The sequence below is a fragment of the Geodermatophilus bullaregiensis genome, assembly GCF_016907675.1.
In the GTDB taxonomy this organism is placed as follows: Bacteria; Actinomycetota; Actinomycetes; order Mycobacteriales; family Geodermatophilaceae; genus Geodermatophilus; species Geodermatophilus bullaregiensis.
Genome location: NZ_JAFBCJ010000001.1, coordinates 3,418,539 through 3,432,700 on the forward strand (window position 1 = coordinate 3,418,539; position 14,162 = coordinate 3,432,700).

The window sequence follows — 14,162 nt, forward strand, 5'->3', positions numbered from 1 at the left end:
TCATCCGTCAGGGGGAGACCGGTCGACCGGGGCCGCGGCGTCACCCACACGTTGGGGTGGACCTCCGGTTCCGGTGACTCTGCGTGACCGGAACGGCCCTACCGTCGTCGCTCGGGCCGCACCTGGGCGGCAGCGGAGGGGGAGACCACGTGACGGTGATCGGCTACGCGCCAGGTGCCTACGACCTGTTCCACGTCGGGCACCTGAACGTCCTCAGGCACGCCGCGGCGCACTGCGACCGGCTGGTCGCCGGGGTCGTCTCCGACGAGGTCGTGCTGCTGACCAAGGGCCGGCTGCCGGTCATCCCGCTCGCCGAGCGGATGGAGATCGTCCGCAGCCTCCGCTTCGTCGACGACGTCCACGCCGAGACGGTGCCGGACAAGCTCGACACCTGGCGCGAGGTGGGCTTCGACGTGATCTTCAAGGGCGACGACTGGCGCGGGACGCCGAAGGGCGAGCGGCTCGAGCGCGACTTCGCCGGCGTCGGGGTCGAGGTCCGCTACTTCCCCTACACGGTGCACACGTCGAGCACCGTGCTGCGCCGGGCGCTGCAGGCCATCGAGGCCGGCGAGCCCGCGGCGCGTGGGATCCGCTCGCTCACCTCCTGAGGACCCGGCGGGGGACGTCCGGGCGGACTAACCTGGACGGGGGTCCGTGCCGCGTCCGGCGGCGACCGTCCGGGCCGTCCGATCCCCCTGGAGGAAGTCCCCCGTGAGCCTGCGCGGCGTGCTCGACGTCGTCCTCACCGATCCCGGCATGGCCCGCGTGGTGGCCGCCGCCGGGTCCGCCGAGCTCGCCGTCCCCGCGCCGCCGCCGGTGCAGCCGCTGGTCGCCGCCGCGCTGGCCGCCCGCGCGCCGGGCGCGGGCGTGCCGGTCCTGCTGGTCACCGCCGGCGAGCGCGACGCCGACGTCGCCGCCGACCTGCTGCGCTGCTTCCTGCCCGGCCGCCGGGTGGAGACCTTCCCCGCCTGGGAGACGCTGCCGCACGAGCGGCTGTCCCCGCGCGCGGACACCGTCGGCCGCCGGCTGGCCGTGCTGCGCGACCTGACGACCCCCGGGGACAACGGCACCGTCGACGTCCTCGTCGCGCCGGTGCGCAGCGTGCTGCAGCCGCTGGCGCCCGGCCTCGGCGACCTCGTGCCGGTCGAGCTGCGGCCCGGGGACACCGCCGAGCTCGACGACGTCGCCGCCGCCCTGGTCGACGCCGCCTACACCCGCGTCGAGCTGGTCGAGAAGCGCGGCGAGTTCGCCGTCCGCGGCGGCCTGCTCGACGTCTTCCCGCCCACCGAGCCGCACCCGGTCCGCGTGGAGTTCTGGGGCGACGAGGTCGACGAGCTGCGCTACTTCTCCGCCGCCGACCAGCGCTCCCTCGACGAGCGGCCCGACCGGCTGTGGGCGCCGCCGTGCCGCGAGCTGCTGCTCACCGACGAGGTCCGCGCCCGCGCCGCCGACCTGGCCGTGGCGCACCCCGGCCTGATCGAGGTGCTCGGCAAGCTGGCCGAGGGCATCGCCGTCGAGGGGATGGAGTCGCTGACCCCGGCGCTCATCGGCGACGCGCACATGCAGCTGCTCACCGACCTGCTGCCCGCGGGCACCCACGTGCTCGTGGCCGACCCCGAGCGGGTCCGCACCCGCGCCGCCGACCTGGTGCGCACCGCCGAGGAGTTCCTCGCCGCGTCCTGGGCCACCGCCGCGGAGGCCGGGGAGGCGCCGCTGGACCTCGGGGCGTCGTCGTTCCGCGACCTCGCCGACGTCGAGGCCGCCGCCCGCGGCCGCGGCCTGCCGTGGTGGACGACGGGCGCGTTCACCCTCGCTCCCGAGGACGACGACACCCACGTCACCCTCGACGCCACGACCGTCGAGCGCTTCTCCGGCGACCTCGACCGCGCCGTCGAGGTGCTGCGCGGCTGGACCCGCGAGGGCCGGCGGGTCGTCGTCACCTTCGCCGGACCGGGCCCGGCCCAGCGCGCCGCCGACCAGTTCACCGCCGCCGACCTCGGCGTCCGGCTGGTGCCCGGGGTCGACTCCGCCCCGGAGGCGGGGCTGACCTCGATCACCCAGGGCAACCTCGAGTCCGGCTTCGCCTTCCCGGGCGTGGGCCTGGTGCTGGTCACCGAGCACGACCTGACCGGCCAGCGCGGCACGACGATGCGCGACGCGGTGAAGATGCCCGCCCGCCGCCGCAACGCCGTCGACCTGGTGCAGCTGCAGCCCGGCGACCTCGTCGTCCACGAGCAGCACGGCATCGGCCGCTACGTCGAGATGGTCAGCCGCACCGTGCACGGCGGCCAGCGCGACTACCTCATCGTCGAGTACGCGCCGTCCAAGCGGAACCAGCCGCCGGACCGGCTGTTCGTGCCCACCGACGCCCTCGACCAGCTCACCCGCTACGTCGGCGGCGAGCAACCGGCACTGTCCAAGCTCGGCGGCTCGGACTGGCAGAAGACCAAGGGTCAGGCGCGCAAGGCGGTCAAGCAGATCGCCGCCGAGCTCATCCGCCTCTACTCCGCCCGGATGGCCACCAAGGGCCACGCCTTCGGCCCCGACACCGTCTGGCAGCGCGAGCTCGAGGACGCCTTCCCCTACCAGGAGACCCCCGACCAGCTCGGCGCGATCGAGGAGGTCAAGGCCGACATGATGAACCCGGTCCCGATGGACCGGGTCATCTGCGGCGACGTCGGCTACGGCAAGACCGAGATCGCCGTCCGCGCGGCGTTCAAGGCGGTGCAGGACGGCAAGCAGGTCGCCGTCCTCGTGCCGACGACGCTGCTGGCCGACCAGCACTTCAAGACCTTCTCCGAGCGCTTCGCCCAGTTCCCGGTGACGGTCGCGGTGCTCTCCCGGTTCCAGTCCGACGCCGAGAGCGCCGAGACGCTGCGCAGGCTGGCCGCCGGGGAGGTCGACGTCCTGGTCGGCACGCACCGGCTGCTGCAGGCGACCACCCGCTTCAAGGACCTCGGCCTGGTCGTCGTCGACGAGGAGCAGCGCTTCGGCGTCGAGCACAAGGAGTACCTGAAGACCATGCGGACGGCGGTCGACGTCCTGTCGATGTCGGCCACCCCGATCCCGCGCACGCTGGAGATGAGCCTGACCGGCATCCGCGAGATGTCGACGATCCTCACCCCGCCGGAGGAGCGGCACCCGGTGCTCACCTACGTGGGCGCCTGGGAGGACAAGCAGATGGCCGCCGCGATCCGCCGCGAGCTGCTGCGCGACGGCCAGGTCTTCGTCATCCACAACCGCGTGCAGTCCATCGACAAGGCCGCCGCGAAGATCCGCCGGCTGGTGCCCGAGGCCCGCGTGGCGGTCGGCCACGGCCAGATGAAGGAGCACGAGCTCGAGCGGATCATGGTCGGCTTCTGGGAGAAGGAGTACGACGTCCTGGTGGCGACGACGATCGTCGAGTCCGGCCTGGACATCCCCAACGCCAACACCCTGATCGTCGACCGTGCCGACACCTTCGGCCTCTCCCAGCTGCACCAGATCCGGGGCCGGGTCGGCCGCGGCCGCGAGCGCGCCTACGCCTACTTCACCTACGACCCGACACGGCCGCTGACCGAGACCTCGGTCGACCGGCTGACCACCATCGCCCACAACACCGACCTCGGCGCCGGCATGGCGGTGGCGATGAAGGACCTCGAGATCCGCGGCGCGGGCAACCTGCTCGGCGGCGAGCAGTCCGGGCACATCGCCGGGGTCGGGTTCGACCTCTACGTCCGGCTGGTCGGCGAGGCGGTCAGCGACTACCGCGCCTCCCTGACCGGCGAGGAGGTGCCGGCCGAGCCCGCCGAGGTGCGGGTCGACCTGCCGGTCGACGCCCACCTGCCGCACGACTACGTGCCCGGCGAGCGGCTGCGCATGGAGGCCTACCGCAAGGTGGCCGCGGTGCAGGACGACGACCAGGCGCAGGCCGTGCTCGACGAGCTCACCGACCGCTACGGCGCCGCGCCGGCCCCGGTGCTCAACCTGCTGGCCGTCGCCCGCTTCCGCGCCGCCGTGCGCCGGCTGGGCGTCACCGAGGTCTCGTTGCAGGGCCGCGCCATCCGGATCAGCCCGGTGCCGCTGCGCGAGTCGCAGCAGATGCGGCTGGCCCGGCTGGCCGACGGCGCCACCTACAAGGCCGCCGTCGAGGCGGTGTCGCTCAAGGTCCCCGTCGGTCCCGACCGGCGCACCCCGCTGCGCGACGTCGCCCTGCTCGAGCACCTGCACTCGCTGCTGACGGCGGTGCTGGAGCAGCCGGTGGCCGCCGCGAGCTGAACCGGACGCCCTGCAAGGGGTGAGGAGGCCGGGGTCCTCCGTGTGGGAGTCTGCGGGACGTGCGCACCCGCCGACCGACCGCCGTCGCCCTCGGGCTCGTGGCCGCCGTCGTCGCCCTGACCGGCTGCCGGACCTCGCCCGGCGTGGCCGCCTACGTCGGCGACGATCAGGTCACCGTCGAGGAGCTGCAGGCGGAGGTCGACGAGCGGCTGGCCGACCCGGTGATCGCCGAGGCGGCCGCCGGCAGCGAGGCGGACTACACCCGCCAGGTGCTCACCCTCCTGCTGCGCGAGCGGGTGTACGCCGTCGCCGAGCAGCGCTACGACGTCGAGGTCACCGACGGCGACGTCGACGCGTTCGTCGCGCAGGCGCTGGCCGGGCAGGACGCCGAGGCGCTGTTCGCCCAGGCCGCCGCGCAGGGCTTCGCCCGCGAGGACGTCCTGGCCAGCGCCCGCCAGCAGCTGGTCCGCCGGGAGCTGGCAGCGGCCACGGGCGAGGGCGGCGCGCTCGACGAGGCGGCCCTGCGGGCCCGCTACGAGGAGGTCCGCGGCCAGTTCGAGCAGGTCGAGCTCGGCTACCTCGTCGTGCCCGACCAGGCCACCGCCGACGCCGTCGTCGCGGAGCTGACCGCCGACCCGGCCTCCTACCCGGCGGTGGCCGCGCGCTTCCCGGGCGAGATCACCCTCCCGGCGCTGCAGCCGACCGCGGTCTCCGAGGTCCCCGCGCCGCTGGTCCAGGGCGTCACCGCCGCCACGCCGAACAGCGGCTTCACCGTCACCGTCCCCGACGTCCCGGGCGTGGTCGTGGCCTTCGTGGGGCAGCGGGCCACCCCCTCGTTCGAGGAGGTCCGGACCCAGCTGGAGAGCGAGGCGGCGACCGGTGTCGAGGAGGCCGGGACCGCGCTGGTCGACGACGTCCGCACCGACCTCGGCATCACCGTCAACCCGCGGTACGGGTCGCTCGAGGACGACGTCGTGCAGGTGCCCGACGGCGGCGTCGTCGACCTGCTCGACGACGGGCCCGCGGCCGCCGACCCGACCGCGACCGGGTCGGGCGGCTGAGGCGGTGCCGGTCGCCCTCGTCGTCACCGTCAGCCCGCGGCTGCCCGGACTGCTCGGCCCGGCCGGCTGGACCGCGCTGACCGCCGGGGGTACCGCGGCCGCGCTGCCCGGCGCCGCCGCGACCGCGCAGGCGCTGCGGGCCGCGGGCCGCGAGGTCGCCGACGTGCCGGACGCCGCGGCCGCCGCCGCCCTGCCCGGCGAGGTCGTCGTCCTGGCCGCCGCGGGGGAGGACGTGCCCGACGCGCCGGTCGTCGACGGCGCACCCGAGCCCCCCGGCGTCCGCCTGCTCGACGTCGTCGCGGTGATGGACCGGCTGCGCTCGCCGGGCGGCTGCCCCTGGGACGCCGAGCAGACGCACTCCTCGCTGCGCGGCTACCTGCTGGAGGAGGCGCACGAGGCCTACGACGCGATCGTCGACGACGACCCGGTCGCGATGCGCGAGGAGCTCGGCGACGTGCTGCTGCAGGTGGTCTTCCACGCCCGGGTGGCCGCCGAGGCCGGCGACGGGCGGCGCTTCGACGTCGACGACGTCGCCGGCGACCTGGTGGACAAGCTGGTCCGCCGCCACCCCCACGTCTTCGGGGACGCCGGTCCGCGCGACGTCGCCGGCGTCGAGGCGGGCTGGGAGGAGATCAAGAAGGCGGAGAAGCAGCGGCGCTCGCCCACCGAGGGCGTGTCGCGCTCGCAGCCGGCCGCGGCGTGGGGCGCGGCACTGGTGCGCCGGGCCGGCCGCGCCGGGTTCCCGACGCCGGAGCCGGCCGACCTGGGGTCTGCCTCGCCGGAGGAGCTGGGGGAGCGGCTGCTGGCCGTCGTCACCGCCGCGGCGCAGCGCAGCTGGGACGCCGAGGACGCGCTGCGGGAGGCGGTCCGCCGCTACGCCGGGGAGCTCGACGCCGAGGCCCGGCGCCGCACACAGGACTGAGCCGGGAGCGGCACCCCGCAGCAGCACGGGCGCCTGGTTAGGCTGCTCCCCGTGCCCAGCATCGACGCCGTAGGCGCGCGGGAGATCCTCGACTCGCGCGGGAACCCCACCGTGGAGGTCGAGGTCGCCCTCGACGACGGGACGATCGCCCGGGCGGCGGTGCCGAGCGGCGCCTCCACCGGCGCCTTCGAGGCGGTGGAGCTGCGCGACGGCGGTGAGCGCTACGGCGGCAAGGGCGTCACCAAGGCCGTCGACGGCGTCCTCGACGTCATCGGCCCCGAGCTGGTGGGCTACGAGGCCACCGAGCAGCGGCTGGTCGACCAGCGGCTGCTCGACCTCGACGGCACGCCGGACAAGTCCCGCCTGGGCGCCAACGCCCTCCTCGGGGTGAGCCTCGCCGTCGCCCGCGCGGCAGCCGAGTCCACCGGCCTGCCGCTGTTCCGCTACGTCGGCGGTCCCTCGGCGCACCTGCTGCCGGTGCCGATGATGAACATCCTCAACGGCGGCGCCCACGCCGACAGCAACGTCGACGTCCAGGAGTTCATGATCGCCCCGATCGGGGCGGCCACCTTCACCGAGGCGCTGGCCGTGGGCACCGAGACCTACCACGCGCTCAAGTCGGTGCTGAAGAAGGACGGCCTGGCCACCGGGCTGGGCGACGAGGGCGGCTTCGCGCCGAACCTGTCCAGCAACCGCGCGGCTCTCGACCTCATCGTCCGGGCCGTGGAACAGGCCGGCTACTCCGTGGGCACCGACGTCGCCTTCGCCCTCGACGTCGCGGCGACGGAGTTCCACAGCGAGGCCGGCTACGCCTTCGAGGGCAAGACGCTCTCGGCCGGCGACCTCACCGAGTACTACACCGACCTCGTCGCGAACTACCCGATCGTCTCGATCGAGGACCCGCTGTCGGAGGAGGACTGGGACGGCTGGATCGCCCTGACCGCCGCCCTCGGCGACCGCGTGCAGATCGTCGGCGACGACCTGTTCGTCACCAACCCCACCCGCCTCGCCGACGGCATCGCGCGCGGCGCGGCCAACGCCCTCCTGGTGAAGGTCAACCAGATCGGCACGCTCACCGAGACCCTCGACGCGGTGGACCTGGCGCACCGCAGCGGCTACCGCTGCATGATGAGCCACCGCTCGGGCGAGACCGAGGACACCACGATCGCCGACCTCGCCGTCGCCACCGACTGCGGGCAGATCAAGACCGGCGCCCCGGCCCGCAGCGAGCGGGTGGCCAAGTACAACCAGCTGCTGCGCATCGAGGAGGAGCTCGACGACGCCGCGCGCTACGCAGGGAGTGCGGCCTTCCCGCGGCTGCAGGCTCGATGAGCGCACCCGCCCGATGAGCGCGGGCACCGGCCGACGTCGGTCGACCGGCCGCCCGCTGTCGCACGCCGCATCACGGCCGGTGCCGGCCGGGAGCCGCTCGGGTGCCGGCAACCGTCCCGCCGCGGCCCGGCCGGGCCGGCGCACCCCGCGGCCGGCACCGCGCGCCACGACGGCCCGCCGTCCGCTGTTCACCGGCCGGGCCGTGCTGCTGGTGGGGCTCGTGCTGCTGCTGGCGCTGACCCTGGCCGGCCCGGTGCGGCAGTGGCTGGAGGGCCGGGCCGAGCTGGCCGGGCTCGCCGCCGAGGGCACGGCCCTCGACGCGCGGATCGCCGACCTGCAGGCCGAGCTGGAGCGCCAGGCCGACCCGGCCTGGACCGCCCGGCAGGCCCGCGAGCGGCTGGCCTACGTGCTGCCCGGTGACCGGCTGGTCGTGGTGGTCGACGGCGAGGCGGCCGAGGGCGACGCCGGCACGCTGCCCGACGTCCCCGACACCGCGCAGCCCTGGTACGACGAGCTCCTGGGGTCGGTGGCCGAGGCCGACGACGCCGGCGCGGGAGCGGGGGAGTGAGCGGGCCGGGGGAGCGCGTGCGCGAGCCGGTGACGCCGGAGGAGCGCGAGCTCGTCGCCCGCCAGCTCGGCCGGCCCCCGCGGGCGGTGCGAGCGGTGGCGCACCGCTGCCCCTGCGGTCAGCCCGACGTCGTGCAGACCTCCCCGCGGCTGGAGGACGGCACCCCGTTCCCGACGCTGTACTACCTCACCTGCCCGCGGGCGGCCGCGGCCGCCAGCCGGCTGGAGTCCGCCGGCCGGATGCGCGAGTGGCAGGCCGACCTGGGCACCGACGCCGAGCTCGCCGCGGGGTACCGGGCCGCCCACGAGGCCTACCTGGCCGAGCGGGACGTGCTCGGCGAACTGCCCACCCGCGCCACCGCCGGCGGCATGCCCGACCGGGTCAAGTGCCTGCACGCCCTCGCCGGGCACGCGCTGGCCGCCGGCCCGGGGGTCAACCCGGTCGGCGACCGCGCGGTGGCCGAGATGGGCGAGTGGTGGGCGGCCGGGCCGTGCGCGCCCCCCGAGGAGGGCCCGTGACCCGCGTGGCGGCCGTCGACTGCGGCACCAACTCCATCCGCCTGCTGGTCGCCGACGTCCCCGCCGAGGGCGCGCACACCGACCTGCTGCGCCGCATGGAGGTGGTCCGGCTCGGCCAGGGCGTCGACGCCACCGGCCGGCTGGCGCCCGAGGCGATCGAGCGCACCCGCCGGGTGCTGGCCGAGTACACCGCGCAGGCCCGCGACCTCGGCGCCACCGCGGTGCGGATGGTGGCCACCAGCGCCACCCGCGACGCAGCCAACCGCGCAGACTTCGAGGCGATGGTGCACCGGACCCTGGGCCAGCTGCCCGACGTCGTCCCGGGCGACGAGGAGGCCCGGCTCTCCTACCTGGGGGCCACCGCCTCCCTCGCCGCCGCGGCCGCGGCGCACGGTGGCCCGCCGCCCCGCCCGCCGTACCTGGTGGTCGACATCGGCGGCGGCTCGACGGAGTTCGTCCTCGGCGACGCCGGAGGGGTGCGCGCCGCCCGCTCGGTGGACGTCGGCTGCGTGCGGCTGACCGAGCGGCACCTGCACGGCGACCCGCCGTCCGCCGACGAGATCCAGCGCGCCGAGGCCGACATCCGGGCCGGCCTGGCCGACGTCGCCGCGGCGGTGCCGGTGGGTGAGGCCGCCACGCTGGTCGGCCTGGCCGGGTCGGTGACCACGGTCGCCGCGCTCGCGCTGCGGCTGCCCGCCTACGACCCGGTGGCCATCCACGGCTCGCGCATCCCGGTGGGCGCCGTCCGCTCGGTCACCGCCGGGCTGCTCACCGCCACCCGCGAGCGGCGGGCGGCCTCACCGGTGATGCACCCGGGCCGGGTCGACGTCATCGGCGCCGGCGCGCTGGTGCTGCGGGTGGTCATGGACGCGCTGGCGCTCGACGAGGTCGTCGTCAGCGAGCACGACATCCTCGACGGGATCGCGCTGCGTCTCGCGCGCCCGTGAGGCCCCGCGCCGTCAGGGACCCTCGTTGAGACCGGGGGGCAGCTTGCCGGTCAGCGACTCGTAGGCGGCCGCGGCCCCGCGGGCGGCCACCAGCCGGCCGGCGGCGACCACGACCCCGGAGAAGGCGGCCCAGGCCAGTGCCTCCGGCCAGGTCACCCCGGGCGCCGCCGGGTTCTTCGGCGGGGTGGTGCCGCGGGCGGCGTACCAGGCCGCGTCGGTGAGCTTGCGGGCCGCGATCCCCGCCGGGATCGCGAGTCCCGAGCCGAGCAGCTTCCAGGTCAGCGGCGCCTTCTCCTTGCGGGCCATGGGCCGATCATGCCGTCCCGCCCCCCGCGGCGTGCGACCCGGCCCGGGTGGTGCACTGGGCGGTGTGGCAGTCGACGCCGCCGGTTTCCCGGTCACGCGCACCCCTGCCGGCGTCGTCCGGTCCGCCCGGTCCGCCCGCGACCTCGCCGTCCTCGACGCCCGGGTGTCGGGCTGCCGTGCCTGCCCGCGGCTGGTGGCCTGGCGCGAGGAGGTCGCGCGGGTCAAGCGGGCGTCCTTCCGCGACCAGGACTACTGGGGCCGACCGGTGCCCGGCCTCGGCCCGGCCGACGCCCGCATCGCCGTCGTCGGGCTGGCGCCGGCCGCGCACGGCGGGAACCGCACCGGGCGGGTCTTCACCGGCGACCGCAGCGGCGACTGGATCTTCGCCGCGCTCTGGCGGGCGGGGCTGGCCAGCCAGCCGACGTCCACGCACGTCGGGGACGGCCTCGAGCTGACCGGCGTCCGGGTGGCCGCGGCGGTCCGCTGCGCACCGCCGGACAACGCCCCGACGCCCGCCGAGCGCGACACCTGCAACCCGTGGCTGGCGCGGGAGCTGGCACTGCTGCCGCACCTGCGGGTGGTCGTCGTCCTCGGCGGCTTCGGCTGGACGGCGACGTGGCCGGTGCTCGCCGGCGCCGGCTACGCGCTGCCCCGCCCGCGCCCGGCGTTCGGCCACGGCGCCGAGGTCACGCTGACCGGGCCGCCGGGTGAGCTGACCGTGCTCGGCAGCTACCACGTCAGCCAGCAGAACACCTTCACCGGCCGGCTGACCGAGCCGATGCTCGACGCCGTCCTCGCCCGGGCCACGGAGATCGCCGCCGGGGGAGCGGCGCAGCCGGGCTCCGGCCACCCTGTCGGCGGGGGCCCGCGCCCCTAGGCTGGGCCCATGTCTCGTCCGGGTCCCGCGTCCCGTCCGGTGGTGCTCGTGGTCGGCGGTGGCTACGTCGGTCTCTACACCGCGCTGCGGCTGCAGAAGAAGCTGTCCCGCGGGCGGGCGGAGATCGTCGTCGTCGACCCGCAGCCCCACATGACCTACCAGCCCTTCCTGCCCGAGGCGGCGGCCGGTTCGGTGGAGCCGCGGCACGTCGTCGTCCCGCTGCGGCGCACGCTCGACCGCTGCCGGGTGGTGACCGGGGCGGTCGACTCGATCTCCCACGCCGACAAGCGCGCCCGCATCGTCCCGGCCGAGGGGCACCCCTATGAGCTCTCCTACGACGTCCTGGTCATGGCGGCGGGCTCGGTGGCGCGCACCCTGCCCATCCCCGGCCTGGCCGAGCACGGCATCGGCTTCAAGACCGTCGGCGAGGCCATCTACCTGCGCAACCACGTGCTCGCCCGGCTCGACGCCGCGGCCTCCACCGACGACCCCGACGTCCGCACCCGCGCGCTCACCTTCACCTTCGTCGGCGGCGGCTACGCCGGCATCGAGGCCTTCGCCGAGCTCGAGGACATGGCCCGCTACGCCGTCGAGCACTACTACCCGCGGCTGTCGACCGGTGACATGCGCTGGGTGCTGGTCGAGGCGACCGGCCGGATCCTGCCCGAGGTCGACCTCGACATGGCCGCCTGGACGGTCAAGCAGCTCACCGCCCGCGGCATGGACGTGCGGCTCAACACCCGCCTGGAGTCGGTGTCCGACGAGGGCGTGGTCCGGCTCAGCGACGGCGCGGAGTTCGCCAGCGACACCCTCGTGTGGACGGCGGGCACCAAGCCCAACCCCCTGCTGACCTCGACCGACCTGCCCCTCGACGAGCGCGGCCGGGTCCGGTGCGAGCCGACGCTGCAGGTCAGCGGCACCGAGGACGCCTGGGCCGCCGGCGACCTGGCCGCCGTCCCGGACATCACCAAGGAGCAGCCCGGCGCCACCACCGCCCCCAACGCCCAGCACGCCGTCCGGCAGGCCAAGCGGCTGGCCGACAACGTCGTCGCGGTCCTGCGCGGTCAGCAGCCGCAGGCCTACCGGCACGAGTACGCCGGCTCGGTGGCCAGCCTGGGCCTGCACAAGGGCGTCGCGCAGGTCTACGGCGTCAAGCTCAAGGGCTGGCCGGCCTGGTTCATGCACCGCAGCTACCACGTCAGCCGCGTGCCCACGTTCAACCGCAAGGCGCGGGTGGTCGCCGACTGGACGCTGGCGTCGGTGTTCCGCCGCGAGGTCATCGCGCTGGGCCAGCTGCAGGACCCGCGGCGCGAGTTCGTCACGGCCGCGGGCGTCGGCGGCACCGGGCAGATGCCCGCCCCGACGGCGGCCGACCGCGCCCAGGCCCGCTGATCTCCCGCCGGGGCCCGCGCGGCCCCGGCGTGCGCCCCCGTGGCCCAACCGGCAGAGGCAGGCCCCTTAAAAGGGTCGCAGTGTGGGTTCGAGTCCCACCGGGGGCACGGTCGTGTCGTCGGCTCACGACACCTTCCGGCCGCGTACACCATCGGCCGCAGGAAACACAGGGCTTGACGTCCCCCGTGACTCTCTTGACAGGGTGATTCCTCGTGAGCAACGGAGCTCACTCCGACGTTCGAGGGGAAAGACGTCCATGACCCAGGTCCATCCGTCCCGCCGGTCGCGGCTCGCCGTGATCGGCAGTGCCGGCGTGCTCGCGCTGGCCGGCAGCGTGGTCGCCGCGCTGCCCGCCGGTGCCGCCGGTGGCAACGGCTGCGAGAACCGGAACAACGACACCGTCGCCAAGCTGACCGAGTGCGTGACGGTCGACGGCGTCACCGAGCACCTCGAGGCGTTGCAGGGCATCGCCGACGACAACGGCGGCACCCGCGTGTCCGGGAGCCCCGGCTACGACGCCTCGGTCGACTACGTGGCCGAGCAGCTCGAGGGCGCCGGGTACACCGTGACCCGCCAGCCCTTCGAGTTCCCGTTCTTCGAGCAGACGAGCCCCAGCGTCTTCAGCCGGGTCTCGCCCGACCCCCTCACCTTCGTCGAGGGCACCGACTACGCGGTGGCCACCTACTCCGGCACCGGGGACGTGACCGGCGTCGTGCAGGCCGTCGACGTCGTCATCCCGCCGTCGCCGGCGGCGAACGGCAACACCAGCGGCTGCGAGGACGCCGACTTCGCGACCTTCACCGCGGGCAACATCGCCCTGCTCCAGCGCGGCACCTGCACCTTCGGGGAGAAGGTCGCGAACGCCGTGGAGGCGGGAGCCGCCGGCGTCGTCCTGTTCAACGAGGGCCAGCCCGGCCGCGAGGACCTGCTCTCGCCCACGCTCGGCGCGCCGATCGAGGGCGCCGTCCCCGTGGTGGGCGTCAGCCACCAGGCCGGCGTCGACCTCCAGGGCGACACCGTCCGCCTCGCGGTCACGACCGTCAGCGAGCTCCGCGACACCGAGAACGTCATCGCGGAGCTGCCCGGCCGCACCACGGACAACGTCGTCATGGCCGGCGCGCACCTCGACTCGGTGGCCGCCGGGCCGGGCATCAACGACAACGGCAGCGGCAGCGCCGCGATCCTCGAGGTGGCCCAGGACGTCGCCGAGACCAAGCCGCAGAACACCATCCGCTTCGCGTGGTGGGGCGCGGAGGAGTACGGCCTGCTGGGCTCGAACCACTACGTCTCCCAGCTCGACGAGCAGCAGGTGGCCGACATCGGGCTGTACCTGAACTTCGACATGGTCGGCTCGCCGAACTTCGCCCGGTTCATCTACGACGGTGACCAGTCGGCGTTCACCGCGCCGGTGGTCGTGCCCGAGGGCTCGGACCAGATCGAGTACGTGTTCGAGGACTACTACGAGCAGCGCCAGCTGCCGTACGAGGCGACCGAGTTCAGCGGCCGCAGTGACTACCAGGCCTTCATCCTCGCGGGCATCCCGTCGGGTGGTCTGTTCACCGGCGCGGAGGGGATCAAGACGCCGGAGCAGGCCGCCGACTACGGCGGCACCGCAGGCACCGCCTACGACCCGAACTACCACCAGGCCGGGGACACGATCGGCAACGTCGACCGCGACGCGCTGGACCAGAACTCCGACGCCATCGCCTACGCGGTGCTCACCCTCGCCTACGACACGGCCCGGGTGAACGGCGTGACCGGCCAGCCGGTCCCGGGCGGCACGTTCGAGGGCGACCCGGACGCCCGCCAGTACCGCCAGCCCTCGGGCATGGAGGTCGGGGGCGGCGGGCTCTCCCCGGACCACGGCCACGACCACGACCACGGCCACGGCGGTGACGCGGTCTGACCTGCGCGACGGCACGACCCGGGGGCGCGGCACCGCACGGTGCCGCGCCCCCGGCGTGTCCGTTCCCCCGACCGGG

At 75.3% G+C, this 14,162-nt stretch carries 12 protein-coding genes and 1 tRNA gene; 12 read left to right on the top strand and 1 reads right to left on the bottom strand.

The window, feature by feature from the left end; translation table 11 throughout:
• Positions 1-149: 149 nt before the first annotated feature.
• The 8 genes from JOD57_RS16235 (at position 150) to JOD57_RS16270 (ending at position 9,605) form a co-directional block, all read left to right on the top strand.
• Entirely contained in the window at positions 150-608 is a 459-nt protein-coding gene (locus JOD57_RS16235; protein WP_204692956.1) for an FAD synthase family protein, read from the top strand.
• Positions 609-711: 103 nt separating this feature from the next.
• Positions 712-4,257, top strand: a complete 3,546-nt coding sequence (mfd, locus tag JOD57_RS16240) for a transcription-repair coupling factor (RefSeq protein WP_204692957.1) — start codon at positions 712-714, stop codon at positions 4,255-4,257.
• A 59-nt stretch (positions 4,258-4,316) separates the two neighbouring features.
• Positions 4,317-5,318, top strand: coding sequence for a SurA N-terminal domain-containing protein (locus JOD57_RS16245; protein WP_204692958.1), 1,002 nt, complete (start codon positions 4,317-4,319; stop codon positions 5,316-5,318).
• 4 nt (positions 5,319-5,322) lie between these two features.
• Entirely contained in the window at positions 5,323-6,240 is a 918-nt protein-coding gene (locus tag JOD57_RS16250) for a nucleoside triphosphate pyrophosphohydrolase (protein WP_204692959.1), read from the top strand.
• 51 nt (positions 6,241-6,291) lie between these two features.
• Entirely contained in the window at positions 6,292-7,572 is a 1,281-nt protein-coding gene (gene eno, locus JOD57_RS16255) for a phosphopyruvate hydratase (protein ID WP_204692960.1), read from the top strand.
• Positions 7,573-7,585: 13 nt separating this feature from the next.
• On the top strand, positions 7,586-8,140 hold the full coding sequence (locus tag JOD57_RS16260) for an FtsB family cell division protein (protein WP_204692961.1): 555 nt from the start codon (positions 7,586-7,588) through the stop codon (positions 8,138-8,140).
• Positions 8,137-8,658, top strand: a complete 522-nt coding sequence (locus JOD57_RS26390; RefSeq protein WP_307824731.1) for a DUF501 domain-containing protein — start codon at positions 8,137-8,139, stop codon at positions 8,656-8,658. The genes JOD57_RS16260 and JOD57_RS26390 overlap by 4 nt, the downstream gene beginning before the upstream one ends.
• Entirely contained in the window at positions 8,655-9,605 is a 951-nt protein-coding gene (locus JOD57_RS16270; protein WP_204692962.1) for a Ppx/GppA phosphatase family protein, read from the top strand. The genes JOD57_RS26390 and JOD57_RS16270 overlap by 4 nt, the downstream gene beginning before the upstream one ends.
• A 12-nt stretch (positions 9,606-9,617) precedes the next feature.
• On the opposite strand, the gene JOD57_RS16275 is transcribed toward JOD57_RS16270, so the two are convergent.
• A complete protein-coding gene (locus JOD57_RS16275) occupies positions 9,618-9,911 on the bottom strand; it encodes a DUF4235 domain-containing protein (RefSeq protein WP_204692963.1) in 294 nt (97 codons plus the stop codon).
• 64 nt (positions 9,912-9,975) lie between these two features.
• On the opposite strand from JOD57_RS16275, the gene JOD57_RS16280 reads away from it, so the two are divergent.
• The 4 genes from JOD57_RS16280 (at position 9,976) to JOD57_RS16295 (ending at position 14,086) form a co-directional block, all read left to right on the top strand.
• Positions 9,976-10,788, top strand: a complete 813-nt coding sequence (locus JOD57_RS16280; protein ID WP_204692964.1) for a uracil-DNA glycosylase — start codon at positions 9,976-9,978, stop codon at positions 10,786-10,788.
• Between the two features lie 9 nt (positions 10,789-10,797).
• Positions 10,798-12,180 carry an NAD(P)/FAD-dependent oxidoreductase gene (locus tag JOD57_RS16285; RefSeq protein WP_204692965.1) on the top strand — a complete coding sequence of 461 codons (1,383 nt, stop codon included), beginning with the start codon at positions 10,798-10,800 and terminating at the stop codon, positions 12,178-12,180.
• 33 nt (positions 12,181-12,213) lie between these two features.
• Positions 12,214-12,287: transfer RNA gene (locus JOD57_RS16290), tRNA-Leu, on the top strand.
• A 149-nt stretch (positions 12,288-12,436) separates the two neighbouring features.
• Positions 12,437-14,086 carry a M28 family metallopeptidase gene (locus JOD57_RS16295; protein ID WP_204692966.1) on the top strand — a complete coding sequence of 550 codons (1,650 nt, stop codon included), beginning with the start codon at positions 12,437-12,439 and terminating at the stop codon, positions 14,084-14,086.
• Positions 14,087-14,162 lie beyond the last annotated feature (76 nt).

Excerpts from the sequence above, each read along its gene's own strand:
- JOD57_RS16260 (WP_204692961.1), top strand. The coding sequence starts at position 7,586 with ATGAGCGCGGGCACCGGCCGACGTCGGTCGACCGGCCGCCCGCTGTCG.
- JOD57_RS16275 (WP_204692963.1), bottom strand. The coding sequence starts at position 9,911 with ATGGCCCGCAAGGAGAAGGCGCCGCTGACCTGGAAGCTGCTCGGCTCG.
- JOD57_RS16285 (WP_204692965.1), top strand. The coding sequence starts at position 10,798 with ATGTCTCGTCCGGGTCCCGCGTCCCGTCCGGTGGTGCTCGTGGTCGGC.
- JOD57_RS16295 (WP_204692966.1), top strand. The coding sequence starts at position 12,437 with ATGACCCAGGTCCATCCGTCCCGCCGGTCGCGGCTCGCCGTGATCGGC.